Consider the following 23,410-nt stretch of genomic DNA (forward strand, 5'->3'; position numbering starts at 1 on the left):
CCGACCTATCGGATTACTTAAAGCTGCAGGCGCCGCCCCCGTCCTTCTGCGCGCCCGCGACGGACGGGAATCACGTTCGTGCGAGGGTCCGGGGCTCAGGCGGCCCCGACGCGGACCGGCTCGGCGGACGCCGCGGGGCGGCGGGCCCGGAAGGCGGCGGCGTAGCCCGAGAGCACGTCGGCGCCCATCCGCTCCATCGAGAAGCGCTGGCGCACCGAGTCGCTCAAGGTCCGGAACCGGGCGATGCGGCTCTCGGGCGCCTCGTCGAGGACGCGGGCGATCGCCCGCTGCAGCGCGATCGGATCGCGGGCCGGGACGAGATCACCCGCGGCCGAGCCGAAGATCTCGGGGATGCCGCCGACATCGGTGGCGACCAGCGGCTGGGCGGCCGCGGCGGCCTCGAGCACCACGTAGGGGAGGGACTCGGCGAAGGACGGCACCACCATGATCCGTCCGCGGGCGAGGACGGAGCGGATCGCCTGGGCCGGCTCGAAGGCGATGGCGCCGGCGAGGCCGAGGGCTTCGGCCTTGGCCTGGAGCTGCCCGGCATCCGGGCCCGAGCCGACCATCAACAGCCGGACCCGGCGGCCCTCGGCGCGCAGCAGCGCCAGGGCCTGAAGCAGGATCGGCAGCCCCTTGGCGTCGCGCAGCTCGCCCACGTAGAGCAGGTCGAACGGGTCGGCCGCCGGCGTCACGGGCGCGAACTCGGCCTCGCTCAGGCCGTTGTGGACGATGCGGCTGACGCGGCCGTGGGTGCCGACATAGGCGCGGTGGCGCCCGGCGACGTACTCGCTCTCGAACAGGAACACGTCTGTCCGGCGGGCGAGGAGACCCTCGGCGCCCATGTAGACCCGGTGCAGCAGGCTGCCGGGCCGGTAATTGTAGCTGCCGCCATGCGGGGTGTAGGCGCGGATCACGGGCCGGCCGCGGGGAACGTGGGCGAGGCGGGCGTAGGCGCCGCCCTTGGCGCCGTGCCCGTGCAGCACGTCGGCGGCTGCGGCGTCGGCGCGGGCCGCCACCGCGCGCAGGCAGGCGAGGTCGGACGGGTGCGGGTTGCGCCGCATCGGGATCCGGGTGACGCCGAGGGCGAGGCAGGGCGTGAGATCGGCCAGCGCCCGGACGGCGCGCTCGCCGCCGGTGGTCGCGTCGCACACGATCCCGACGCGGTGGCCGGCCGCGGCCTGGAGCCGTGCGAGGTCGACCACGTGGCGGAACAGGCCGCCGACGGGCGCGCGGAACACGTGCAGGATGCGGCGGGGCTCGGCATCCGAAGGGCTGACGGACGGGGTCACGGCGGACGTCTCCAGGCCGGCGCGTTCGGCCGGCCTCGCCTGCGTGCCATGCCGGCCCTGTCCAGCCGGTTAAGCGCGGGTGCCGGCCCGAATCGGCCGGGCCGCGGCGCCGCCTTTTCCCGATGCGAGGGTCAACGGTCGCCTAACGCGCCGGCTTCCATCCCCTTCGCACGAGCGGGCGCCTCAGAAGAACCGCTCCTTGATGACGATCGTGTCGCCGGGGCGCACGGGATAGGTCATCGGCACGATGCCCGAGACCAGTCCCTCGCGGCCGGCCTCGTTGGTCGGCTCGAGGCCGGGGCCGGAGGCGGCGCCGCCCTTGCCCTCGCGGGTGAGCACGGCGTAGTCGCGCGCCGCCCGCGGGCCGAACCCGGCGGCGATCGCTACCGCGGTCTCGACGGTCATGCCGTTGACGAAGGGATACTGCCCCGAGGTGGTGACCTCGCCCAGGATGTAGAACGGGCGGTAGGCGTCGACCTCGACGGTGACGTGCGGCTCGCGCACGAAGCCGGCGGCGAGCTTGGCCTCGATGGTGCGCGCGGCCTGCCCCGTGGTCTGCCCGCCGATCTGGACGACGCCGATCAGCGGCATCGCGATGCGCCCGCCGCCGTCGACCGCGTAGATGTTGGACAGGTTGTCCTGCCCGAACACGATGACGCGGAGCTTGTCGCCGGCCGCGAGCGGGTAGCGCGCGCCGATCGAGCCGGTGCCGGTGGCGTCGAGCTGGGCGGTCCGGTAGTCCGGCCGCAGGCAGCCGCCGAGCCCGAGGCTGGCGGCGAGGACGAGGAGGAGTACGCGTCGGTTCATCACCACAGCCGTCGTGATTGCCTGATCGGTCGTGGCGTAATCCGTTAAGGTTAAGAAATGCTGTCGCCCCGCGTCGGAGCAGTCCGCATCGGGCCGGCCTTAACTCTCAGGCAACCTTAACAGGTTCTATTGATCTCACGTGTTGATGCGCGGGCACAGTCGCGGCCCGGCATCGCCAAGAGATCGTGCCATGTCCCGAATCGCCCCGCGCGCGGCCGCCTTCAGCGAGAGGCCGGCTTTCGCCGAAAGGCCGGCCCCGGCCGACGGCATCAGCCTGGCCCAGGTTCCCGCGCTGCTGCGCCGGTCCTGGCACTGGATCGCGGTGCCGACGCTGGTCGTCGCGGGGCTGTCGACGGTGTTCGTCCAGGTGGTGTCGCCGCGCTACACCGGCGAGGCCAAGCTGCTGCTGGAGAGCCGCGAGGCCGCCTTCGCCCGCACCGCCTCCGAGCGCGCCGAGCAGGTCCCGCCGATCGACGAGCAGGCGGTGGCGAGCCAGGTCCAGGTGATGATGTCGCGCGACCTCGCCCGCGAGGCGATCCGCCGGCTGAATCTCGTCGGCAACCCGGAATTCGATCCGAGCGCCGGCACCATCGGCCCGGCCCAGCGCACCCTGATGATGCTCGGGCTCGCCAAGAACCCCCTCGACCGTCCGGCCGAGGACCGGGTGCTGGAAGCCTATTTCGAGCGGCTGCTGGTCTTCCCGGCGGGCAAGTCGCGCATCCTCTCGGTCGAGTTCCGCGCGAAGGACGCGGAGCTGGCGGCCAAGGGCGCCAACACCGTCTCCGAGCTCTACATCGCGGCCCTGGAGGCGGCCAAGGTCGACACCGCGCGCTACGCCTCGACCTGGCTCGGCGGCAACATCGACAGCCTGCGCAAGCGCGTCGCCGAGGCCGAGGCGCGGGTCGAGGCCTACCGCGCAGGCAACGGCCTCGTCGGCTCCACCGGCGCCACCGGCCAGCCGCTCAACGCCCAGCAGCTCGGCGAGCTCTCGACCCAGCTGTCGCAGGCCCGCATCCTGAAGGCGGATCTCGCCGGCCGGGCGAAGGCCGTCAAGGTGATGATCAAGGACGGGCGCGCCTTCGAGATCCCGGACGTCGCCAACAACGAGGTGATCCGGCGCACCGTCGAGAACCGCATCACGATCCGCGGGCAGCTCGCCCTGGAATCGCGCACGCTGCTGCCGGCGCATCCGCGCATCAAGGAGCTGACAGCGCAGCTCCAGGATCTCGACGCCCAGATCAAGGCCTCGGCCGAGCGCGTCGGGCGCACCCTGGAGAACGACGCCAAGATCGCGGCCTCCCGCGTCGAGAGCCTGCAGGCGGCGGTCGACGGCCAGCGCGACGTGGTGGTCAAGGGCAACACCAGCGAGATCCAGCTGCGCGCCCTCGAGCGCGAGGCCAAGGTCCAGCGCGAGCAGCTCGAATCCTACCTGTCGCGCTACCGCGAGGCCGCCGCCCGCGACGGCGAGAGCGCGACGCCGGCCGACGCGCGCATCATCTCGCGGGCGGTGACGCCGGAGATCCCGTCCTTCCCCAAGAAGCTGCCGATCGTCGCCTTCGCCACCCTGCTGACGCTGATGCTCGCCGCCGGCGCGGTCATCGCCCGCCACCTCCTGTCCGATCCGACCGGCGGCGGGCGGCGCGAGCGTGAGGCGGAGGCGGCCGATGCGCACGCCACGGCCGAGCGGCCCGAGCGCTTCGCCTTCCCCGAGGCCGTCCCCCCCGCCCACTGGGCCGCGGCCGAGACCGCGCCGCGCGACGCGGCGCCGCGCTTTGCCGACCCTGCCTTTCCCGAGCCGGCATCGGCCGGGCGCGCGTCGGCCCATTCCGCGGCGGCCGAAGCGCCGGCCGAGGAGGCCGAAGCCTCGCCCGAACCCGTCCTGCCCGTCGCCGCGACGCCCGAGCCGGCGCCGCCCCGCGCCGCGGCGTTCGATCTCGCCCCGCTGATCGCCCGCCTCGAAGCCGGTCCGCGTGCCGGCAGCGGGCGCACCCTCCTCGTCGTCGAGACCGCCGGCCCCGGCCGGCCTGCAGCAGGCCCGAGCCTCGTCGAGGCGATCGAGGCGGCGCTCTCGGGCCGGGCCTCCGCGCTCTCGGTCGACCTGAACGGACCGGCCTCCGACGCCGACGCGCCGGGCCTGACGGATCTCGTCGCCGGGGAGGCCGCCTTCCTCGACGTGATCCAGGCCGAACGCGGCTCCGGGCTGCACCGGATCGCCGCCGGCTCGCTGGAGACCGAGGTGCTGCTCGAGGAGCCGGACGCGGTGGCGATCACCGTCGAGGCGATGGCCGAGGCCTACGACTGGGTGGTCTGCCGCCTGCGGGCGGAGCCGGGCGCGCACGCCCTGCTCCCCGCCCTCGGCGGCCTGATGGACAGCGTGATCATCGCCTCGAACGCGGCCCTCGACGATCCCGATCTTGGCGACCTGTTCGCCAGCGCCGAGGATTCCGGCGCGGGCCAGGTCCTCGTCGCCCAGGACCGGCCGGCTCAGGCCCGCGCCGTCCGCACCGAGCCGATGGCGCTGCGCCTGTCGGCGGCGTGACCGGAGCCCCGCCGTCTCCGCGCGGAGACGGCGGGGCCTCGAGCCGCTTCAACCGGCCTTCATCCGCCGCAGGCGCCGGACGAGGGCGAACAGGCGCGGATCGCGCTTGATCCGGCGCTTGAGCCGGGTGAGCCGCGTCGCCACGAACCCGTAGGCGTGGCCTCGCAGCGTCACCGGCAGCGTCGCCTCCACCAGCGGGATGGTCTCGTCGCAGACGCTCGCCTTGTAGCGGGCCTCGCCGACGCCGAGGTCGAAGGCGCGGCGCCCCTGCGCGGCCTGGTCGCGCACGAGGTGGTGGAGCAGCAGGTCGCCGGGGCTGAAGCGGGCGATCTCGGGGTCGGCGTCGAACGCCGTCATCATGCCGCTGTAGCGCGCCCCGTCGACCGCCCCGCCGAAGGTCGCGAGCACGCGGCCGGTCGCCTCCAGCACCAGCGCGTGGATCTCGACCGCCGGGTTCTTGCCCGCGGTGGCGGCCGTGAGGAAGGCGCGGATCGCGGGGTCGGCATAAGGGTCGGCGATGCCCATCGCGGCGAAGCGTGCCGCCTTCTGAGCGTAGAAGGCCGACAGGAACCGCGCGGCCTCGGCGCCGTCGGCGGCCTTGCGGTAGGCAAGGGCGCCGTGCGCCTCGACGAGGCGCTTCTCCTTCGAGCGCAGCTTCTTGCGCGCGTCGGCGCTGAAGGCGCGCTTGAGTGTCGATTCGGGATCGGGCCCGAGCATCATTCCGTAGCCGTCGCTCGGCGCCGCCTCGCCGCGGATCGCCAGCGGGTTGACCGCCCCGTCCCAGGTGCGGGGCTGGTGCCCGAGCGCGTAGACGTCGATGCCGGCGGCGCGCCCGACCAGGCCGAGCGCCGCGATCACGTCCTCGGCCGGCACCGCGGCGGCGTCGCGGGCGGCGAAGAGCGGCAGGTGGTAGTTGGCGTGGTCGCCGCCGAGCGTCCGGGCGATCGCGATCCCGCGGCGGCGCTCGACCGCCAGCGGCAGCAGGATGCGCGGCCGGCCGGCGGCATCGCGCAGGACGACGATCCGCAGCGCGCCGGGGGCGACGGCCGCGCCGGCATAGGCGCGGACCCAGGCGAAGCGCTGGTAGGGCGTGGCGAGGCAGGCGGGGTCGGCCTCGAGCCCGCGCCACAGCGCTTCGACGGCATCGAGCTCGGTGAAGACCTCGGCGGTCAGGCCGGATCGGGCGCCCGCGCGGGCCATGATCGCTCCTGCGAGATCCCGGTTCATCGGGCCGCGTGCCAGAACCGTCATCGCCCATCCCTCGCGCCGGCCTCTCGCGGAGGCAGCAAACCATCGGTCTCGGGCGCCAGTTCTCGTGCGCACGCTCCTAAGCCGGGGTGTACGGCGCGGTGCGATCGAAGCATCGGCGCCGCCCAAGCGACGACGTGGCTAACGCATGGTTGCGACGCGCCTCGGGTCCCGGGATCGCCGGTGAAACCTCAGCCTTTGTTTACATCGAAGCGGGACAAGGAACGGGCGACGCGGCGCGCGGCATCGCCTGCGACGTCCCGCTTCTGCTTCATCGATCTTGCCCCATCGAGGCGGTGCCATGCTGTCGTCCCGAAACCGCCACCGGCTGTTCGAGGCCGGGTTCCGGGCCGTCTCGGCGACGGGGGCCGACCGCTGGCTCGCGCCGGCCGCCTGCGGCCTCGGGGTGATCCTCACCTTCCACCATGTCAGCCCGGAGGCGCCGGGTCCCTACGCGCCGAACCGCCTGCTCTCGATCACGCCGGACTTCCTCGACGCGACGCTGCGCGAGCTCGACGCCCGCGGCTTCGAAGTCGTCGGCCTCGACGAGGTGCCCGAGCGCCTCGCCGCCGCGCGCTACCGGCCGCCCTTCGCGGTGCTGACCTTCGACGACGGCTACCGCGACAACGTCGAGCACGCCCTGCCGGTGCTGCGCCGCCACGGCGTGCCGTGGACGCTGTTCGTCACCAGCGACTTCGCCGACCAGACCGGGCGGCTGTGGTGGATCGAGCTGGAGCGGGCGATCGGCCGGCTGGAGCGGATCCGCGTCGCGATCGGCACGCGGACGGTCGACCTGCCGGCGCGCAGCCCGCAGGAGAAGGCGCTCGCCTTCGAGGCGGTTTACCGCGACCTGCGCAGCGGCTCGGAAGCGCGGCTGCTCGACGGGATCGCGGCTTTGTGCCGGGAGGCGGGCATCGCCCCCGGCGCGGTCGCCGCCGAGCTCTGCCTGTCGTGGGACGACCTCAGGGCGCTGGGCCGGGACCCGGCGGTGACCTTCGGCGCGCACACGCGCAGCCATCCGATGCTGGCCAAGCACGCGGCCGAGGCGGCGCTCCGCGAGATCGGCGAGGGTCGCGACCGGCTGGCGGCGGAGCTGGCGCGGCCGGTGCGGCACCTGTCCTATCCGGTCGGTGATCCGACGTCGGCCGGCGCGCGGGAATTCGCGCTCGCCCGCGACCTCGGCTTCGAGACCGCGGTGACGACGCGGCCGGGCCACCTCTTCCCCGACCATGCCGGCCACCTGCACGCCCTGCCGCGGGTCTCGGTCAACGGCTGCCACCAGTCGCGGGCGGCGCTGGCCGGCCTGCTCTCGGGCGTGCCCTTCCTCGCCTGGAACCGCGGCCGACGCCTCAACGTGGCGTGAGCCCGGCGGACGCGGTCACCGCCGCCGGCGGCGGTGCCGGTAGGACCGGCCCTCGCTGCTGCCCGCGGTGAACACCGCGCTCTGGCGGCCGCGGCGGACGCGGTAGCGCCCGCGCCGGCTGCCGCGGGCCTCCTCGGCCGGCTCGTCGGCCTGGGTCGCGACCGCCGCCGTCGCGGGCAGGGCGGGCGCGGGCGGGGTCTCGCCCGCCGCGTAGCCGCCGGCGACGTTCTTGGCCGCCGGCCCGAACATCGCCAGGCACTGGTTGTAGGCGAGGTCGTTCTTCAGGCGCTCGCACTCGCCGACCGAACGCGGCGTCCCCTGGGCCAGGGCGGTGCCGCCGAGCCACAGGAGGAGCAACCCGGCGAGGGCAGGGGACGGTTTCGGGAGGGGCATGAAGGACATCTGCGAGCGAAGCGGCGCGGTTCGGCCGCTTCTCGCCCCCGAGTGCGGCGAAAACGCGGGCGCCGTCAGCGGTCCGGTCGTTCCATCCACTTGATCAGCGGCATCAGCGGGAAGATCCAGGCGATGCCGAGGATGCTGTAGAGCACGGTCTGGAGCAGGGCCGGCGCCTCGGCGATGCGGCTGTCGGCCAGCGCCATCGCCAGCGGCGCGTAGACGATGACGAAGGCCAGGATCCCGATCGTCCCGATCAGGGTGCGGGTGCGGCGGCGCATGCGATTCCCTTGATGCTCGCCCCGGGGGGTAGCGCCGGCGGCCGGCGATGGCAACGCGTCGGATCGGCGCCGTCAGGGCGATCGCTGAAAGCGATCGCCCTTGTTTTCAGCTGGCCTCAATCGCCGGCGCCCGCCTCCGCGGGCTTGGGCTTTCGCTTCGCTCGACGGTCTTCACGACATTCGTCCTGAAGACCCCGCTCCGCGCGGCGCTCTTCGCGCCGTGAAGCCGCCCCGGGCGGCTTCACGCGATCACCCTGTCGACGCCGTCCCGCCGCGGTCCGCGCGCGTGCGGCAACGCCGGACGTTGCCGCGGGCGCCGGCTTTGCCTAACCCGGTGGCGCCCTGTCACCGATCCGAGCGACGACGCCCCGATGAGGCCTGCCGAATCCCCGCGCCGCGAAGGCGCCGTCCGCACGTGGCTCTACCTGCTCGCTGCCCTCGTCGTCGCGATGGTGGCGGTCGGCGGCGCGACGCGCCTGACCGGGTCCGGCCTGTCGATCACCGAGTGGCGCCCCGTGACCGGCGTGGTGCCGCCGCTCTCGGCCGCCGACTGGGCGACCGAGTTCGAGAAGTACCGCGACACGCCGCAGTACCGCATCCTCAACCAGGGCCTGGGCCTGTCCGACTTCAAGGTGCTATATTTCTGGGAATGGGGGCACCGCCTGCTCGGTCGGATCGTCGGCCTGGTGTTCTTCCTGCCGCTGATCGCGTTCTGGTGGCGCGGCATGCTGAGCCGGCGCCTCGGCCTCGGCCTGCTGACGCTCGGCATCCTCGGGGGCGCGCAGGGCGCGATCGGCTGGATCATGGTGGCCTCGGGGCTGCAACCCGGCATGACCGCCGTGGCGCCGATCAAGCTCGCCCTGCACCTCACCATGGCCAGCCTGATCCTGGCGGGCCTCGTCTGGCTCGCCGCCGGCGAGCGCAGCGAGAGCGTCGCCCCGGCCCGACTCCGCCTGCGCGCGGTCGCGCTCGCCCTGCCGGTGCTGGTGCTGGCGCAGATCTTCCTCGGCGGCCTGGTCGCCGGCTCCCATGCCGGTCTCGTCCACAACACTTGGCCGACCATGGACGGCGCCCTGATCCCGCCGGCCGAGACGCTGTTCTCGGTCAGGCCCTGGATCGAGAACTTCGTCGACAACGTCACCCTGGTCCAGCTCAACCACCGGCTGACCGCCTACCTGCTGCTCGCCGTCGCCCTCGCGCACGCGGCCGACGCGCGGGTCGCCGCCCCGGGCAGCGCGGTCGCGCGGCGCGCCACCGGCGTCGCCGGGCTCGCCGTGGCTCAGGCCGGGCTCGGCATCGCGACGCTGCTGATGGCCGTGCCGCTCTGGGCGGCCCTGGCGCACCAGGTGCTGGCGATGGCCGTCCTGGTGATGGCGACCGTCCATGCGCGCCTGAGCCGCGGCCTCGTGCGCGCGACGCGCACGACCGGCCCGGCGATCGCCCCGTTCGGCTTCGAGGCGCTCGCCGGACGCGGCGCCTGATGGCGGCTCGGAGGCCCGCTTCCCCGATTCAGGATGAATGTTGAGCCTGATCGGTGGAAAAGTCGGGACGGCTCGGCGCTGCGTGGTCTGCCGGTGGAACGAGTGTCATCGAAACGGCTTAGCCTCGATGCGTTGCAGGAGGCTGTGATGTTCCTGGCCGAAGACGGACGACCGGTTGGTCTCACCTGGCACTATACGCCGCGCGAGATCGTCGCCGACGGGGTGGTCCACGGCCTCGGCGTGCTCCTCGGCCTCGCCGGGGCGGTGGCCCTGGTGTCGATGGCGCTGACGGAGCATCTCGGCACGTCCGAGCGGGTCGCGGTGGCGGTCTACGCCACCGCCCTGGTCTCGATGCTGGCGGTCTCGGCCACCTACAACCTCTACCCGGTCGGCCCGCGCAAATGGCTGCTGCGCCGCGCCGACCACGCGCTGATCTACCTGATGATCGCCGGCACCTACACGCCGCTCGTCGCCCTGGTCGGGACCGGGCCGACGGCGTGGGCGCTCCTCGCCTTCGTGTGGATCGTGGCCGGGATCGGCATCGCGGTGAAGCTGCTGCTGCCCGGCCGCTTCGACCGGCTGTCGATCGGCCTCTACCTGCTCCTCGGCTGGTGCGGCCTGTTCGCCTACGAATCGGTGATCGCGGCGCTGCAGCCGACCGCTTCGTGGATGCTCGCGGTCGGCGGCCTGCTCTACTCGGTCGGGGTCATCTTCCACGTCTGGCGCAAGCTTCCGTTCCAGAACGCGATCTGGCACGCCTTTGTGCTCGCGGCCGCCGCCTGCCATTACGGCACGGTCTGGGCGAGCCTGACCGGCGCCGCGGTCAGCTGATCCTCCGCGAATGACAGGATCGGTCGGCGCCTCAGGGCGCCACCGTCCACGGGCTGATGACGCGCATCGAGGCCTGCTGCGGCATCAGGGTCGCGGGCGTGCGCGGCGTGGATTTCAGCCGCTCGACGAACTTGCGCGCCTGGTCGGCCGGCAGCGCCGAAGCGGGCGCCATCAGCGCCGCCAGCTGCTTGCGGGTGCCGCGATCGACGTAGGCCGAACGCTCGACCGGGGCGAAGTCGCGCATCGTGTGGGCCGCATCGGGATCGCCGGTGAACACGCGGGCTCCGCTGCTCAACACCACGATGTCGCCGGGCCGCAGCGTCTCGTCCTTCATCAGGGCGGCGGCGGCGCCGCCCGTCATGTCGATCGGCTTCTGGCGGTCGGTGATCCGCACCTTCAGCGGCTCCGCGGCGGGCAGGGCGGCGTAGCGGGTCCGCGGCCGCAGCCGCAGCCGCGGCGACATCGCCCGGCGGATGCGCGGACGGTACGCGCCGCCGGAATAGGCCGGCTGGCTCGGCTCGGGCGCCTGCGCCTGCGCCGCCGGGCGGGCCCCACCGAACAGCGCCTCGAAGAAGCCGAGCTCGGCCGCCTGCGCCTGAGCGACGCCGCCGGCGACGAGGCCACCGGCGAGCACGGTGGCGAGGACGCGACGGTTCAAGGACGACGTCATCGATCCCTCCAAGGATGCGCGGGCAGAGAAATGAGGTGAACCGCACGGCGCGTGCGATGCGACACCCCGTTAACGGCAACTTAAACGCGACAGTTCCGCGAAGTTTGCACGCGAATTCGCGGGCGGGCGCACCGGTCGAACGCACGACGGAAGGCGCGCGCCCGATCGCATCGGGTCGCGCGAAACGTCCGGACGGATGTCGGCGGTTGCTGCGTCGGGCGTCAGGCCGGCGCGGCCTGCTCGCCCTCGCCGATGCAGTCGAGCGCGCGCTCGACGGCGCTGACCGCGTCGAGCAGGTGCTGGACCGTGCGCTCGACCTCGAGCGCCGGGCGGCCCATGGCGGCGGCGCGGGCGCTGACGTCCTCGAGCTGCTCGAGCAGCGTGAGAAGGTCTCCGGCGACGGCGACGACCTCGCAACGGGCGAGCTGCTGCACGGGGGTGCGCGGGCGGAAGGGCAGGACGTTGCTCATGAAGGCTTTCGGCTCATCACGGTCGTTGTCGCCGGAACGCGCCCGCTTGGCCAGGGTCGCACCGCCGCTCCTCCACACGAATGCCCGGTTTCGCGGCCGCAAAGCCACGCCGTGGTGACTTTTCCGTGGCCGGGCGACATCACATCCCCGGCAACCGATTCACGCGATCGGCACTGCCTTGACGCGGACACACTGGCCCGACACCTCGGCCCGTCATTCCCGCGCCTTCCCTCCCGATCACGCCCCAGGACCCGCGATGCGCCTCGTCCCGACCGTTCAGACACTCGCTCCCTTCGCCCTCGCGGCCGCCCTGGTCGGCGGCCTCGGCGCCTGCAACAGCGTCGACGGCCCCGACAGCCGCAGCGGCCTGGCGGAGACCTTCAACACCGACAACTACCGGCGCTCGAACGACACCAACGGCACGCAGACCCGGCCCGACGTGAACCGCCTGTACACCCAGCCCTCGATTCCCTCGATCGCCAACCGCGGCTACTGATCCCCGGATCGCTCCGCACCCGCGGCCCGGGGCGCCCTAGCGCTTGGCCAGGGCGTCGGCGAAGGCCGCGATGCGGTTGCGGGCGTAGGTCGGCAGGCCGGCGCTGATCGAGGTGCCGGTGTTGAAGCTCGAATTGCCCATCAGCACCTGCGCCGGCAGCAGGTTCCTGAGCACGGGGACGCGGGCGTATTCCGCCTTGCGGTCGAGGACGTCGCCCTTGATCGCCAGCGCCATGTAGGTGGTCACGACGGTCTTGGTCGGGTCGCCCGGCATCGGCTGGAACACCGCCAGGAACTTGCCGAAGCGCAGGATCTGGTTGACCCAGAAGATCGTCTGCTCCAGCCCGCCCGTGACGGTGGTGTCGACCTTCGTCAGCGCCCCGAGGCCGGCCGCCCGATCGGGGGCGAGGGTGCGCAGCTCGCTCTGGAACGTCACGAACTCGGCGATCTTCTTCGCGCCGCCCTCCTCCAGCTTGTTGGCGAGCTTCACGCCGAGCGGCAGCTTGCCCTCGAGGTCGTAGCGCGACTCGATGCAGACCGTGCCCGGCTCGCACCACGGGCGGTCGGGACGGCGGGCGAAGGCCGCGGCGGGGTCCTTGGTCGGCGTCACGTCGGCGGGGTCGAGGGCCTTGTGCTTGATCGCCGGGTCCATCGCCTGCACGAAGCCGAGACGGGCCAGCGCCGCGAGGTCGATCGCCTCGGGAGGCCGCGCCACCACGAAGCGCCCCTCGGCGACGTAAACCTTCAGCGTCTCGTGCCGGGGCTTGGCCACGCCGTTCACGGTGGTGGTGTAGTCCGGCTCCTTGTAGCCGGGGAAGGGCGAGAGCGCGGCCGCTTCCGCAGGCTTGGTCCGGACCCAGTCGAGGTAGGGCGTCAAGCCGTTCTCCGGCGTCGACGGGTTGTCGCGGTGGTCGCTCACCAGGATCGCGCCGGGCTTGAGCGTCGTCGGATCGACGGCGGTGATCGAGGCGACCTCGCGGATCCGCCCGGCGGCGGCCGGCGTCGCCGCCATGCCCGGCTGCGCGGGCGACGGTGCCGGCGCCTGGGCCATCGCGCATGGGGCGCCCGAGAGCACGAACCCCGGGAGCACGAGCAAGGGCAGGGCAAGGCGAGCCGGAAGCTGCATCCGCACGAAAGGAACCTCGATGGGAAAGGGGGAGGGGCGGCGGCGTCAGTAGCGCGGGTCGTCGCCGAACAGGTAATCGGGGTCGCGCCGCCGCGGCCGGGCATCGTCGTCGCCGAAGGGCGAGCGCGCCGTCTGGCCGGGCCAGAGCCGGGAGCCGCCGTCGAGGTCGCCCTGGGCCCGGCGGCTGCGCATCGCCGGGCGCCGGTCGCCGAACGGGTCGAGCAGGTCGGCATCGGGCGCGCGGTTGCCGTAGGCGTCGCCGGCGACGTCGGCGCCGTCCTCGAGGCCCGAGAGGTCGCCGTCCTCCGCGTCCGGCCGCATCGCGTAGGCGTTCTCGCGCGGCAGCAGCTTGTACTGCGTGTCGGCCATGCGGCCGTCGGCGGCCTTGCGGAAGTGCTCGGTGAACCCGCCGCCCGAGACGCGCTGCCCGCTGCGCGGGTCGATCGAGAGGTCGACGAGCATCTGCCGCGCCTCCGGGGAGGGCGGGGCCAGCGGGGTCTTGGCCACGCCGTTGGCCCAGGCGGCCTGGAAGATCGCGGACGCGATCGGCACGGAGACGTGGCCGCCGGTCTGGCCGCGGCCCAGCGTCTTGCGGGTGCCGTCGGCATTGTCGTAGCCGACCCAGACCACCACCGTGACCTCGTTGGTGAAGCCGGCGAACCACGCGTCGTTCTCGTTCTCCGAGGTGCCGGTCTTGCCGGCCACGAACTGCGAGACCCGCGCCAGGGCCGCCGCGGTCCCGTGGTTGGTCACGCCCTGGAGCATGGTCTTGAGCTGGTAGAACGCGACCCGGTCGGCCGAGCCGATCCGCACCGGCTCGCGGGCCGCGTGGGCGTAGACGGTCCTGCCGTCGCGCTCGATCCCTTCGAGGGCGTAGGGCGCGGTGCGGGCGCCCTCGTTGGCCACCGCGGCGTAGAACCCGGCGAGGTCGATCATCCGCACCGGCTGGGCGCCCAGCACGAACGGGTAGTACGGCTCGCAGGCGGCGTAGATCTGCGCCTCCAGGGCGATGTCGCAGACCCGCTTGAGGCTGGCCGGCGCCTTGTCTGCGATCCCGCCCTGGAGGAGGCGGGCGGTGACGAGGTTCTTGGAGAATTCCAGGCCGCGCCGCAGGGTCGTCGGGCCGGAGCCGCCGCCCTCGTAGTTCTTCGGCGACCATGCGTCGCCGACCCCGCCGATCGGCGGCAGGGTCACGGGCGCGTCCATCACCAGGGTGTTGGGCTGCAGGCCGGCGTTCAGCGCGGCGAGGTAGGTCAGCGGCTTCAGGGTCGAGCCGGGCTGGCGCACCGCCTGCGTCACGCGATTGAGCTGGCTCGCCGGGTAGGAGAACCCGCCGGCCATCGCCAGGATGCGGCCGGTGCGGTTCTCCAGCACCAGGGCCGCGCCCTGCACCGACGGCTTCACGCGGATCTCGGCGCGCAGACCTTTGCCGTCCCGCAGCTTCACCCGGACGACGTCGTACGGCTGCAGCCTGCCGCGGGCGATGCCGGGGTCGAGCAGGGCGACGCGGCCGTCGCCGAGCCCGACCTTCACGCCGTTGCGGCCGGTCTCCAGCACCACGGCGAGCGGCCAGCGCACGTCGTAGAGCACCGGCCGGGCGCTCTCGAGCGCCCGCAGCCACACCGGCTTTTCGGCGGGCGCCGCCGCGGCGACCGGCTTTCCGCGCGCCGGCCTGCCGACGGCCGCCTTCGCCGCCTCGGGTTTCGCCTCCGCCCCGGTCACGCCCGGCAGCGATTGCGGCGCCGCCTCGGGGGCGGGCGTCGCCGCCCCGAGCTTGCGCACGCTGTCGGCGAGGTTGAACTCCGGCCCGGAGAAGGTCTGGCGCCCGGTGCCGCGCTCGTAATTCGCCAGCCCGTCCTGCAGCGCGCCCTCGACCGCCCGCTGGAGCCCGGCATTGATGGTCGAGCGCACGGTGAAGGACGAAGCGGTGAGCGAATCGAGGCCGGCGAAGGTGCGGGCCTCGCGGGTGAGATGATCGACCACGTAGAACCCGGAATCCCGCCGCGCGGTCTCGATCGGCTTCAGCCCGAGGTCGGAGGCGACGGCCGCCGCCATCTCGGCCTCGGTGATCGCCCCCTCCTCCTTGAGGCGGGCGAGCACGTAGGCGCGGCGCTCGCGGGCGCGCTCGGGGTACTTGTCGGGGCTGTAGAAGTTGGGGCCCTTCGGCATGCCGGCGAGAAGCGCCGCCTCGGGCAGGGTGAGCTCGCCCACCGACTTCCCGAAATAGCTTCTGGCGGCCATCTCGATGCCGTAGGCGCCGCGGCCGAGATAGATCCCGTTGAGGTAGAGCCCGAGGATCTGCGGCTTGCCGAGGATGCGCTCCAGGCGGGAGGCGACGATCATCTCGCGGATCTTGCGCTCGTAGGTGACGTCGTCGCCCACCGAGAGGTTCTTCACCACCTGCTGCGTGATGGTCGAGCCGCCGGCCGGGCGGCCCGGGGCGGCGAGGTTTCCGATGAAGGCGCGGATCACCCCGCGCTCGTCGATGCCGTGGTGGCTCTCGAAGCGCTTGTCCTCGGCGGCGATGAAAGCTTGTCGGACCAGTTGCGGCACGTCGCCGATCGGCACGACGAGGCGGCGGCCGTTCGGCTCGAAGGTCTCGGCGAAGGGCTTTCCCGAGGCGTCGAGGATGCGGGTCATGCCCGGCAGCGCCTTGTCGCGCAGGGCCTCGGCGGTCGGCAGGTCGGTGGTCGCCTTGTTGTAGAATTCGATCACCTCGCGGGCGTCGAACGGCGAGGCCTTGGGGTTCTCGCCCTTGCAGAACTGCTTGTAGCTCGTGTTCAGCTCGCCGATGTCGAGCCCGTGCAGGATCTTCGGCGCCGCCGGCCCCGCCACCGCGCTCGGGTCCTCCATCGCGGTGGAGATCAGCTCGTCGAGGTTGATGTCCTCGATGTCGAAGGCTTTTCGCATGTGCGCGCAGCCGTCGCGTAGGATCTGCACGACCTGCGGACCGTCGACGGCAGGGTCGAACCGGGTCCTTACCGCATCGGGCTTGGTCGTGACCTGGCTCAGCGTCAGGGCGGTCGCGAACAGCTTGATCAGGATGGTGTTCATGAAATCCGGGGCACCGGGCTCTTCCACGTGCGCCCCGAACCTGCGGGCGTCGCCCTGAACAGGGCGTGCACAACGCGGCTGTTTTAAGGAGCGTGCCTCGCCCCGGGCTTGTGCGCGGCTGCGTATTGACGCTTCGTATGGACACGTTACGGTGCGCTGCGATGTTCGAGTGGGACGAGGCCGAGCGGCTCGGCAACCTTGCCAAGCACCGGCTCGATTTCGTCAGGGCGGACCTCCTGTTCGACGGTCGCGCCCGGCTCGACCTGCCGTCGACGCATGCGCCCGAGCCGCGCATGATCACCGTCGCCGAACTCGACGGGGTGTTCGTCGCCCTGGTCTGGACATGGCGCGGCGATCGGCGTCGCGCGATCTCACTCCGGAGGGCACGTCATGAGGAACGAGCCGCATATCGTCAGCTATACGGCTGAGGAACTGACCGCGATGCGGAGGGACGGCGAGGACCGGACAGACTGGGAGGCCGTGAAGGCCATGACCGATGCCGAGGTTGAGGCCGCGGTCGCCTCCGACCCCGACGAGGCGGGGCTGGAGATCGACTGGAGCAAGGCGGTGTTCCACCCCGAGTCGCGCAAGAAGCCGATGACCATCCGGCTCGACGCCGACGTCCTGGCCTTCTTCCAGGGCCAGGGACGCGGATATCAGACCCGGATCAACGCCGTGCTGCGCGCCTACATGGAGCATGCGCGGAAGTAGCGGACCGGCCGGCTTCCTCCGTCCCGCCGCGCGCGTCGGGCCCCCTTCGACCTCGCGAGGCCCGATGATCACCGACCTCTGGTACAAGAACGCCGTCATCTACTGCCTGTCGGTCGCCACCTTCATGGATGCCGACGGCGACGGGATCGGCGATTTCGCCGGGCTGGAGCGGCGGCTCGACTACCTCCAGGGGCTCGGCGTCACGGCGGTGTGGCTGATGCCGTTCCAGCCCTCGCCGAAGCGCGACGGCGGCTACGACATCGCCGACCATTACGGGGTCGACCCGGATTACGGGTCGCTCGGGGACTTCGTGGCCTTCACCCACGCCGCCAAGCAGCGCGGCCTGCGGGTGCTGATCGACCTCGTGGTCAACCACACCTCGGACCAGCACCGCTGGTTCCAATCCGCCCGCTCCGACCCGGATTCGCCCTATCGCGACTGGTACGTCTGGTCGAAGGAGAAGCCGGCCAACGCCGACGAAGGCATGGTGTTTCCCGGCGTCCAGACGACGACCTGGACCTGGGACGAGGCGGCGGGCGCCTACTACTTCCACCGCTTCTTCGACTTCCAGCCCGACCTGAACACGGCCAACCCCGCCGTGCTGGCCGAGATCCTGAAGATCATGGGCTTCTGGATCGAGCTCGGGGTCTCGGGCTTCCGCATGGACGCGGTGCCCTTCGTCATCGCCGAGAAGGGCGCCGACGTGACGGGCGCGCCGCGCGAGCAGTTCGACATGCTGCGCGACTTCCGCGAGTTCCTGCAATGGCGCAAGGGCGACGCGATCATCCTGGCCGAGGCCAACATCCTGCCCCGCCAGGACCTCGACTATTTCGGCGACGACGCCGACCGCGCGCACATGATGTTCAACTTCCAGGTCAACCAGGCGACCTTCTACGCGCTGGCGGCCCACGACGCGCGGCCGCTCGTCAAGGCGATCGAGCGGACCAAGCCCCGGCCGCTCTCCTGCCAGTGGGGCATCTTCCTGAGGAACCACGACGAGCTCGACCTCGGTCGCCTCACCGAGAAGCAGCGCCAGACCGTCTTCGAGAGGTTCGGCCCCGACAAGGGCATGCAGCTCTACGACCGCGGCATCCGGCGCCGCTTCGCGCCGATGCTCGACGGCGACCCGCGCCGCATCCGGCTGGCCTACTCGCTGATGTTCACGCTGCCCGGCACCCCGGTGCTGCGCTACGGCGACGAGATCGGCATGGGCGACGACCTGACCCTGAAGGAGCGCGACTGCGCCCGCACGCCGATGCAGTGGACGCCCGAGGCGCAGGGCGGCTTCACCCGGTCGGCGACGCCGACCATGCCGCCGATCGACCACGGCGCCTACGGCTACGCGCACGTCAACGTCGCGGACCAGCGCCACGAGACCGGCTCGCTCCTCAACTGGATGCAGAGCATCATCCGCCTGCGCAAGGAGGCGCCGGAGATCGGCTGGGGCGATGTCACCGCGCTCGAGACCGGCCAGCCGGCCGTGCTGGCGCTCCGCTACGACTGGCGCGGCAACGCGGTGCTGTGCCTCCACAACCTCGGGCCCGGCCCGACCGAGGTCGCGCTCGACACCGGCGTCCCCGCGCCGGACGGCCTGCTGCTGATCGACCTGCTCACGGGCGAGCGCAGCGAGGCGGACGATGCCGGGCGCCACGGCCTCTACCTGGAGGGCTACGGCTATCACTGGTTCCGGGTCGGCGGGCTCGACGCGCTTCTGAAGCGCAAGCCGACCTGACCGGCGCCTCGCGCTTGCCGCCGCGGCAGAGTAGGGGAGACCGGGAAGCGAGAACCCGATGCCCCGACGCCCCCCACTTTCGCCCGACGCGACCATCGCCGACGTGCTGCCCGACCTCGAGGACGGCGAGGCCTATCTCCGCGCGGTGCTCGCCACCATGCGGATGTGCCAGAAGCATTTCGGCGACGCCGTGGTGCGGATCGGGGTGACCGCGAAGGGCGGCCCGCCCTCCTACCGGATCGACCGCCCGGCGCCCGACGGCGCGGAGGCGCTGGTGCTGTTCGGCGCCTATGGCGGCCGCTCGCACGACCGCTTCACCCAGGTGAACACCGCCGAGACCCGCTGGAGCAGCCGGGCGCTGGGCATGGCGGAGATGCTGGCGCTCCACGACGGCTTCCGCCGGCCGAAGGGCGGGGCGGCCGACTGAGCGAGACCCCGAGAGCATCGTCCTCCCGCGCGCGCCATCGACCGCGCGCGACGAGGCTCAGAATCGCAGCCGCATCCCGGTCATGAAGGTCCGCGGCGGGCCGGCGAAGATCGTGCCGCTCGTGTTCGCGAGCACGGCGCGGCCGTTCTGCAGGCCGCTGACGGGGCTCAGCGTGTTCGCCAGCGGGTTGGCGGCGCCGACATAGGCGGTGTCGAGGACGTTGCGGACCTCGCCGTAGAGGTCGAGGCGGCGGACGTCGCCGACGAGCGCCGTCGCGTAGTGGACGTTGAGGTTCAGGACCGCGAAGCCCGGCACCCGCAGCAGGTTGGCGTTGTCGAGGAAGGATCCGTCCTGCGCCACCGCCTCGGCGTAGGCGCCGAGGCCGGCGAGCGGCCCGGCCGGCACGTCGTATCCGATCCGGGCGAGGAGCTGGTGCTCCGGCACGCCGACGATGCGGTTGCCGGCCCGGTCGAACGCGGCGGTGAGCGGGCCGGCCGCGAGGCGCTCGACGAACCGCGTGTAGACCTGGGCGTCGAAGGTGTAGGCCAGCGTGCCGCGCCAGCCCGAGCCGAGCGCCGCCTCCGCCCCGAGCTCGATGCCGCGGTGCTCCGAGGCCGGCACGTTGAAGGTGTAGGACAGGAGCCCCGCCCCCGGCGACTGGCCGACCAGCTCGTTGCGGAAGAGCTCGTAGAAGCCGGTGAGGCTGACGCGCACGCCCGCCGTCGGGGACCAGTCCGCGCCGAGGTCGAACCCGAGGTTCCGCTGCGACCGGAGCCCGGTGTTGTCGCCGGGGATGCCGGCCGGCGTGACAAACAGGTTGCCGACCGACGGCGTCGCGTAGCCGGCGGCGACCCGGCCGCGCAGGGCCCAGTCCGCATCCGGCCGGTAGACGAGGATCAGGTCGGGCGCGACGTTGACGTAGGTCGGGTCGACCCCGGTGACGGCGGAGGCGGCGCCGGCGGCCGTGTAGGCGAAGGTGGTGTTGCGCCCGGCGATCGCGGTCCGCGTCGCGCCGATCCCGAGCACGGCGGTCCAGCGGTCGGACACGGCGATCTCGGCCCGTGCCCGGCCGCCGAGGTTGTCCTGCATCGCCTCCTGCAGGCCGATCGGCGCGCCGATCCGCGGTCCCCCGTAGGCCGCCCGGTTGAAGGTGGGCGCGCGGATGTCGATGGTGTCGTAGCTCAGCGCGAGGTAGCCGGTGGCGGCCAGCCCGAACAGCTCGCCGCGCCGGGTCAGGTCGGCGGCGAGGTTGACCGAGGGCAGGCTGGCGCGGCCCGCCAGGGTGTAGAACGGCTGGTCGTAGCGGCGCTCGTCGTAGCCGGCCTGGACGCGCCAGGTCGTCTGCGCGTCGACGTCGTGCTCCCAGCGGCCGGCGACGACGGTGCGGCGGTCGTCGCGCCCGAAGCCGCCCTCGTCGGCGGTCACCGCCACGGTCCGTCCGAAGATGCCGTTGCGCAGGATCGCGACCGTCGCGCAGCCGGGCGCCGCCGTCGCGGCGGTCTCGCAGCCGCGCTGGTACGGGTTGAGGGTGAACTGGTTCAGCGACGCGCGCGCCGGCAGCCCGGTGGAGACCACGTTGTCGATCACCTTGAGGGTGAAGCGGTCGTCCGGGCTCGGGGTGTAGCTCGCCAGCAGGTTGACGGTCTGGGTGTCGAAGCTCGCATGGCCCTGGTAGCCGTTGCCGCGCGCGTCGCTGGAAAACAGGCTGATCTCGAACGGGCCGCTCGCCTGGCCGACGGCGAAGGACGTGTTGAGGACGCCGAAGCTGCCGGCGTCGACCGCGACCTCGGCGCCGTCGATCTCGCGGCCGGTGCGGGTGCGGAAGGCCAGCGCGCCGCCGCTGGCGTAGTTACCGAACAGGGCCGATTGCGGCCCGCGGAACACGTCGATCCGCGAATAGGCGCGGGGATCCGACAGGTCGAAGCGCGAGGCGCCGTCGGCCTGCGTCACCAGGAACCCGTCCTCCAGCACCACCATGTTGCGGGTGATGCCGGTGGAGCGGGCGTTGTTGCCGCGGATCGAGATCACCACGTCGCGGCCGCCGAGCCCCTGGCGGACGGTGACGCCGGGGCTGTTAGCGAGCACGGCGCCGATCCCCGTCGGCGGCCGGTCGTCGATCGCGCCCGCGCGCCCGATCGACGTCACCACCTGGCCGACGGGGGTCTCGATCGGGCTCGGGGCCGATCCGGGCGGAGCGGACACGCCGAAGTCGCGGGGCTCGTCGGGGCGGGCCTCGCCGACGACGGAGAGCGTGTCGAGGGTGACGCCGTCGTCCGATCCGGATCGGACCTCCGCCTCCGGCCTTGCCGCGGCCTCCGCCCCAGCCGCCGCGGATACGAGCTGGGCCAGCATCAGGGCGGGCACGATCCGGCGGAGGCGGACGCGCTCCCGCAAGCGCCGGAACGCCATCGCGGTCACCCGGTGCGGTCGACGCACGGCGCGACCGGCAACCACGCGGCGATGTCGACGATGGCGGGCGGCACGGGCACGGCGCAGATCCGCGAGACGGACGAAGGCGAGATGGAGGAAGGCGAGACGGACGAAGGATTGTGCACAAAGTTGTATCGGTTGCACCGTCAACCAACCAGCCGGCGGCGGCGCACGCGCGATGAATCGGCCGAGCCGTCGCATTTCGGATACAAGCGCTCCTGCGGTGCGGCCGCCCCCGGGGTGCGGCTCGACCCGATCGGGGTTAGAACGGGCGGCGCTTCCACCCTCCACTCGGTGAACGGACCACCATGCCAGGCACGCCCCGCGTCGGGATCATCCCGGTCACGCCCTTCCAGCAGAACTGCACCCTGATCTGGGATGCCGCGACCAAGGTCGGCGCCGTGGTCGATCCCGGCGGCGACCTCGACCGGATCGAGGCGGCGATCGCCGAGCAGGGCGTGAGCGTGGAGAAGATCCTGCTGACGCACGGGCATATCGACCATGCCGGCGGCGCGGCCGAGCTGCGCGAGCGCCTCGGCGTGCCGATCGAGGGCCCGCACGAGGCCGACCGCTACCTCCTCGACTCGCTGCCCGAGACCGGCGCCAACTACGGCATCGACGGCGCCCGCGCGGTCGTGCCCGACCGCTGGCTCGACGAGGGCGACGCGGTGACCGTCGGGCCGCTGGCCTTCGACATCCTGCATGCCCCCGGCCATTCGCCCGGCAGCGTGGTGTTCGTCAGCCGCGACGCGCGCTTCGCCCTGGTCGGCGACGTGGTGTTCAAGGGCTCGGTCGGGCGCACCGACCTGCCGGGCGGCAACCACGACCAGCTCATCCGCGCGATCCGCGAGAAGGTGCTGCCGCTCGGCGACGACCTCGCCTTCATCCCCGGCCACGGACCCACCGGGACGCTCGGCGAGGAGCGGGTCTCGAACCCGTTCCTGCAGGGTTGAGCGCCATGGAAACGCGCCCCGTCGGCCGCTCCGGCCTGTCCGTCGCCCCGTTGTGCCTCGGCGCCAACGTCTTCGGCTGGACGGCCGACGAGACCACGTCCTTCGCGATCCTCGACCGCTTCGTCGACGCGGGCCTGAACTTCGTCGACACGGCCGACGTCTACTCGCGCTGGGCCCCCGGGCATGCGGGCGGCGAGTCGGAGGCGGTGATCGGCCGCTGGTTCGCCGCGCGCGGCACGCGGGACAAGGTCGTGCTGGCGACCAAGGTCGGCATGGACATGGGCGAGGGCAGGACCGGCCTCGCGCCCGCGCGCATCGCCGAGGCCTGCGAGGCCTCGCTCCGCCGGCTCCGGACCGACCGGATCGACCTGTACCAGTCGCATGCCGACGACGCGGCGACCCCGCAGGAGGAGACGCTGCGCGCCTACGAGCGCCTGATCCAGGCGGGCAAGGTGCGGGCGATCGGCGCCTCGAATTTTTCCGCCGCGCGCCTGCGCGAGGCGCTGGCCGTCGCGGAACGCGCGGGCCTGCCGCGCTACGAATGCCTGCAGCCCGACTACAGCCTGGCCGAGCGCGGCTACGAGGCCGAGCTCGAGCCGGTCTGCCGCGAGGCCGGGCTCGGCGTGATCGGCTACTTCTCGCTCGCGGCCGGCTTCCTCACCGGCAAGTACCGCTCGGCGGAGTCCGCTGCCGGCCGCGCCCGCGAGAACCGGGTGTCGAAGTACTTGACGCCGAAGGGCTTCGCGCTGCTCGGCGTGCTCGATGCGGTCGCCGCCGAGCACGGCGCCAGCCCGGCGCAGGTGGCGCTCGCCTGGATCATGGCGCGCCCCGGCATCACCGCGCCGATCGCCAGCGCGACCTCGGTGGCGCAGCTCGACGAGCTGATCGGGGCCGCCACGCTGCGCCTCCCTCCCGATGCGATCGCACGCCTCGACGCGGCGACGGCCGGCGGGATTCAGGCCTAACCCGACGTTAAGGCGGCCGCGTCAGAACACGGGACCGAGCCAGGCCGTGCAAGCCTGGAAACGATGCAATTTCAAGGCGGAACGCCTATATGAGGCGGACTGATCGAATCGCAGGCGGGGCTGCTCCCAAGCGGGCGCCGGA

The 23,410-nt window shown here is 72.7% G+C and carries 21 protein-coding genes; 11 read left to right on the forward strand and 10 right to left on the reverse strand.

Annotated elements, in window-relative coordinates; all coding sequences use genetic code 11:
* Positions 1–95: 95 nt before the first annotated feature.
* On the reverse strand, positions 96–1,292 hold the full coding sequence (locus MKK64_RS27610; protein WP_243938945.1) for a glycosyltransferase family 4 protein: 1,197 nt from the start codon (positions 1,290–1,292) through the stop codon (positions 96–98).
* Between the two features lie 183 nt (positions 1,293–1,475).
* Positions 1,476–2,099 (reverse strand): polysaccharide biosynthesis/export family protein, encoded by a 624-nt coding sequence (locus MKK64_RS27615; RefSeq protein WP_147729466.1) that lies wholly within the window; start codon positions 2,097–2,099, stop codon positions 1,476–1,478.
* A 190-nt stretch (positions 2,100–2,289) separates the two neighbouring features.
* Between MKK64_RS27615 and MKK64_RS27620 the strand changes: the two genes are divergently transcribed.
* Complete coding sequence (locus tag MKK64_RS27620; protein ID WP_243938947.1) at positions 2,290–4,638, forward strand: GumC family protein; 2,349 nt, start codon at positions 2,290–2,292, stop codon at positions 4,636–4,638.
* Positions 4,639–4,686: 48 nt separating this feature from the next.
* Here the strand turns inward: MKK64_RS27620 and MKK64_RS27625 are convergent, their stop codons facing one another.
* Entirely contained in the window at positions 4,687–5,889 is a 1,203-nt protein-coding gene (locus MKK64_RS27625; RefSeq protein ID WP_409568021.1) for a GNAT family N-acetyltransferase, read from the reverse strand.
* Positions 5,890–6,187: 298 nt separating this feature from the next.
* Here MKK64_RS27625 and MKK64_RS27630 point away from each other — a divergent pair, with 298 nt between their 5' ends.
* Positions 6,188–7,249 (forward strand): polysaccharide deacetylase family protein, encoded by a 1,062-nt coding sequence (locus tag MKK64_RS27630; RefSeq protein WP_243938948.1) that lies wholly within the window; start codon positions 6,188–6,190, stop codon positions 7,247–7,249.
* 15 nt (positions 7,250–7,264) lie between these two features.
* Here MKK64_RS27630 and MKK64_RS27635 read toward each other — a convergent pair whose 3' ends face one another.
* Together MKK64_RS27635 and MKK64_RS27640 are read right to left on the reverse strand one after the other, a co-directional pair.
* A complete protein-coding gene (locus tag MKK64_RS27635; protein WP_147858710.1) occupies positions 7,265–7,642 on the reverse strand; it encodes a hypothetical protein in 378 nt (125 codons plus the stop codon).
* 74 nt (positions 7,643–7,716) lie between these two features.
* A complete protein-coding gene (locus MKK64_RS27640; RefSeq protein WP_147729767.1) occupies positions 7,717–7,923 on the reverse strand; it encodes a DUF2842 domain-containing protein in 207 nt (68 codons plus the stop codon).
* 371 nt (positions 7,924–8,294) lie between these two features.
* Here MKK64_RS27640 and MKK64_RS27645 point away from each other — a divergent pair, with 371 nt between their 5' ends.
* Both MKK64_RS27645 and trhA read left to right on the forward strand, forming a co-directional pair.
* Positions 8,295–9,404, forward strand: coding sequence for a COX15/CtaA family protein (locus MKK64_RS27645; RefSeq protein ID WP_243938950.1), 1,110 nt, complete (start codon positions 8,295–8,297; stop codon positions 9,402–9,404).
* A gap of 147 nt (positions 9,405–9,551) precedes the next feature.
* On the forward strand, positions 9,552–10,235 hold the full coding sequence (trhA, locus tag MKK64_RS27650) for a PAQR family membrane homeostasis protein TrhA (RefSeq protein WP_243938953.1): 684 nt from the start codon (positions 9,552–9,554) through the stop codon (positions 10,233–10,235).
* Between the two features lie 31 nt (positions 10,236–10,266).
* On the opposite strand, the gene MKK64_RS27655 is transcribed toward trhA, so the two are convergent.
* Together MKK64_RS27655 and MKK64_RS27660 are read right to left on the reverse strand one after the other, a co-directional pair.
* Positions 10,267–10,905: a hypothetical protein gene (locus MKK64_RS27655; protein ID WP_243938955.1), complete on the reverse strand. Its 639-nt coding sequence runs from the start codon at positions 10,903–10,905 to the stop codon at positions 10,267–10,269.
* A gap of 221 nt (positions 10,906–11,126) precedes the next feature.
* Positions 11,127–11,375 carry a hypothetical protein gene (locus MKK64_RS27660; protein WP_147844166.1) on the reverse strand — a complete coding sequence of 83 codons (249 nt, stop codon included), beginning with the start codon at positions 11,373–11,375 and terminating at the stop codon, positions 11,127–11,129.
* A 256-nt stretch (positions 11,376–11,631) separates the two neighbouring features.
* On the opposite strand from MKK64_RS27660, the gene MKK64_RS27665 reads away from it, so the two are divergent.
* On the forward strand, positions 11,632–11,871 hold the full coding sequence (locus tag MKK64_RS27665; RefSeq protein ID WP_147729075.1) for a hypothetical protein: 240 nt from the start codon (positions 11,632–11,634) through the stop codon (positions 11,869–11,871).
* Between the two features lie 36 nt (positions 11,872–11,907).
* Here MKK64_RS27665 and MKK64_RS27670 read toward each other — a convergent pair whose 3' ends face one another.
* The gene (locus MKK64_RS27670; protein ID WP_147844165.1) at positions 11,908–13,002 is read right to left on the reverse strand and encodes a hypothetical protein; all 1,095 of its coding nucleotides are present in this window, start codon (positions 13,000–13,002) and stop codon (positions 11,908–11,910) included.
* A gap of 39 nt (positions 13,003–13,041) precedes the next feature.
* Positions 13,042–16,050, reverse strand: coding sequence for a penicillin-binding protein 1A (locus MKK64_RS27675; protein WP_243938957.1), 3,009 nt, complete (start codon positions 16,048–16,050; stop codon positions 13,042–13,044).
* A 161-nt stretch (positions 16,051–16,211) separates the two neighbouring features.
* Between MKK64_RS27675 and MKK64_RS27680 the strand changes: the two genes are divergently transcribed.
* The 4 genes from MKK64_RS27680 to MKK64_RS27695 all read left to right on the forward strand — a co-directional run bounded on the left by MKK64_RS27680 (position 16,212) and on the right by MKK64_RS27695 (position 18,920).
* Entirely contained in the window at positions 16,212–16,478 is a 267-nt protein-coding gene (locus tag MKK64_RS27680) for a BrnT family toxin (protein ID WP_147842257.1), read from the forward strand.
* Complete coding sequence (locus tag MKK64_RS27685) at positions 16,441–16,761, forward strand: BrnA antitoxin family protein (RefSeq protein WP_147725686.1); 321 nt, start codon at positions 16,441–16,443, stop codon at positions 16,759–16,761. Before MKK64_RS27680 ends, MKK64_RS27685 begins: the two co-directional genes overlap by 38 nt.
* A gap of 64 nt (positions 16,762–16,825) precedes the next feature.
* Positions 16,826–18,493, forward strand: a complete 1,668-nt coding sequence (locus MKK64_RS27690; protein WP_147725687.1) for an alpha-amylase family protein — start codon at positions 16,826–16,828, stop codon at positions 18,491–18,493.
* 58 nt (positions 18,494–18,551) lie between these two features.
* Positions 18,552–18,920, forward strand: coding sequence for a hypothetical protein (locus tag MKK64_RS27695; protein ID WP_147725688.1), 369 nt, complete (start codon positions 18,552–18,554; stop codon positions 18,918–18,920).
* A 57-nt stretch (positions 18,921–18,977) separates the two neighbouring features.
* Here the strand turns inward: MKK64_RS27695 and MKK64_RS27700 are convergent, their stop codons facing one another.
* Positions 18,978–21,329: a TonB-dependent receptor family protein gene (locus MKK64_RS27700; protein WP_243938960.1), complete on the reverse strand. Its 2,352-nt coding sequence runs from the start codon at positions 21,327–21,329 to the stop codon at positions 18,978–18,980.
* A 329-nt stretch (positions 21,330–21,658) separates the two neighbouring features.
* On the opposite strand from MKK64_RS27700, the gene MKK64_RS27705 reads away from it, so the two are divergent.
* Both MKK64_RS27705 and MKK64_RS27710 read left to right on the forward strand, forming a co-directional pair.
* Positions 21,659–22,303, forward strand: a complete 645-nt coding sequence (locus MKK64_RS27705; RefSeq protein ID WP_147725689.1) for an MBL fold metallo-hydrolase — start codon at positions 21,659–21,661, stop codon at positions 22,301–22,303.
* A gap of 5 nt (positions 22,304–22,308) precedes the next feature.
* Positions 22,309–23,268: an aldo/keto reductase gene (locus MKK64_RS27710; RefSeq protein ID WP_243938962.1), complete on the forward strand. Its 960-nt coding sequence runs from the start codon at positions 22,309–22,311 to the stop codon at positions 23,266–23,268.
* Positions 23,269–23,410: the final 142 nt, after the last annotated feature.

Origin of the sequence: Methylobacterium sp. E-025 (assembly GCF_022829705.1) — a bacterium.
In the GTDB taxonomy this organism is placed as follows: Bacteria; Pseudomonadota; Alphaproteobacteria; order Rhizobiales; family Beijerinckiaceae; genus Methylobacterium.

What these genes read in the sequence shown, in the direction of transcription:
- MKK64_RS27665 (WP_147729075.1), top strand. Translation starts at nt 11,632, where the DNA reads ATGCGCCTCGTCCCGACCGTTCAGACACTCGCTCCCTTCGCCCTCGCG.
- MKK64_RS27675 (WP_243938957.1), bottom strand. Translation starts at nt 16,050, where the DNA reads ATGAACACCATCCTGATCAAGCTGTTCGCGACCGCCCTGACGCTGAGC.
- MKK64_RS27655 (WP_243938955.1), bottom strand. Translation starts at nt 10,905, where the DNA reads ATGACGTCGTCCTTGAACCGTCGCGTCCTCGCCACCGTGCTCGCCGGT.
- MKK64_RS27640 (WP_147729767.1), bottom strand. Translation starts at nt 7,923, where the DNA reads ATGCGCCGCCGCACCCGCACCCTGATCGGGACGATCGGGATCCTGGCC.
- trhA (WP_243938953.1), top strand. Translation starts at nt 9,552, where the DNA reads ATGTTCCTGGCCGAAGACGGACGACCGGTTGGTCTCACCTGGCACTAT.
- MKK64_RS27680 (WP_147842257.1), top strand. Translation starts at nt 16,212, where the DNA reads ATGTTCGAGTGGGACGAGGCCGAGCGGCTCGGCAACCTTGCCAAGCAC.
- MKK64_RS27710 (WP_243938962.1), top strand. Translation starts at nt 22,309, where the DNA reads ATGGAAACGCGCCCCGTCGGCCGCTCCGGCCTGTCCGTCGCCCCGTTG.
- MKK64_RS27695 (WP_147725688.1), top strand. Translation starts at nt 18,552, where the DNA reads ATGCCCCGACGCCCCCCACTTTCGCCCGACGCGACCATCGCCGACGTG.
- MKK64_RS27645 (WP_243938950.1), top strand. Translation starts at nt 8,295, where the DNA reads ATGAGGCCTGCCGAATCCCCGCGCCGCGAAGGCGCCGTCCGCACGTGG.
- MKK64_RS27700 (WP_243938960.1), bottom strand. Translation starts at nt 21,329, where the DNA reads ATGGCGTTCCGGCGCTTGCGGGAGCGCGTCCGCCTCCGCCGGATCGTG.
- MKK64_RS27620 (WP_243938947.1), top strand. Translation starts at nt 2,290, where the DNA reads ATGTCCCGAATCGCCCCGCGCGCGGCCGCCTTCAGCGAGAGGCCGGCT.
- MKK64_RS27685 (WP_147725686.1), top strand. Translation starts at nt 16,441, where the DNA reads ATGAGGAACGAGCCGCATATCGTCAGCTATACGGCTGAGGAACTGACC.
- MKK64_RS27635 (WP_147858710.1), bottom strand. Translation starts at nt 7,642, where the DNA reads ATGCCCCTCCCGAAACCGTCCCCTGCCCTCGCCGGGTTGCTCCTCCTG.
- MKK64_RS27615 (WP_147729466.1), bottom strand. Translation starts at nt 2,099, where the DNA reads ATGAACCGACGCGTACTCCTCCTCGTCCTCGCCGCCAGCCTCGGGCTC.
- MKK64_RS27630 (WP_243938948.1), top strand. Translation starts at nt 6,188, where the DNA reads ATGCTGTCGTCCCGAAACCGCCACCGGCTGTTCGAGGCCGGGTTCCGG.
- MKK64_RS27625 (WP_409568021.1), bottom strand. Translation starts at nt 5,889, where the DNA reads ATGACGGTTCTGGCACGCGGCCCGATGAACCGGGATCTCGCAGGAGCG.
- MKK64_RS27660 (WP_147844166.1), bottom strand. Translation starts at nt 11,375, where the DNA reads ATGAGCAACGTCCTGCCCTTCCGCCCGCGCACCCCCGTGCAGCAGCTC.
- MKK64_RS27705 (WP_147725689.1), top strand. Translation starts at nt 21,659, where the DNA reads ATGCCAGGCACGCCCCGCGTCGGGATCATCCCGGTCACGCCCTTCCAG.
- MKK64_RS27690 (WP_147725687.1), top strand. Translation starts at nt 16,826, where the DNA reads ATGATCACCGACCTCTGGTACAAGAACGCCGTCATCTACTGCCTGTCG.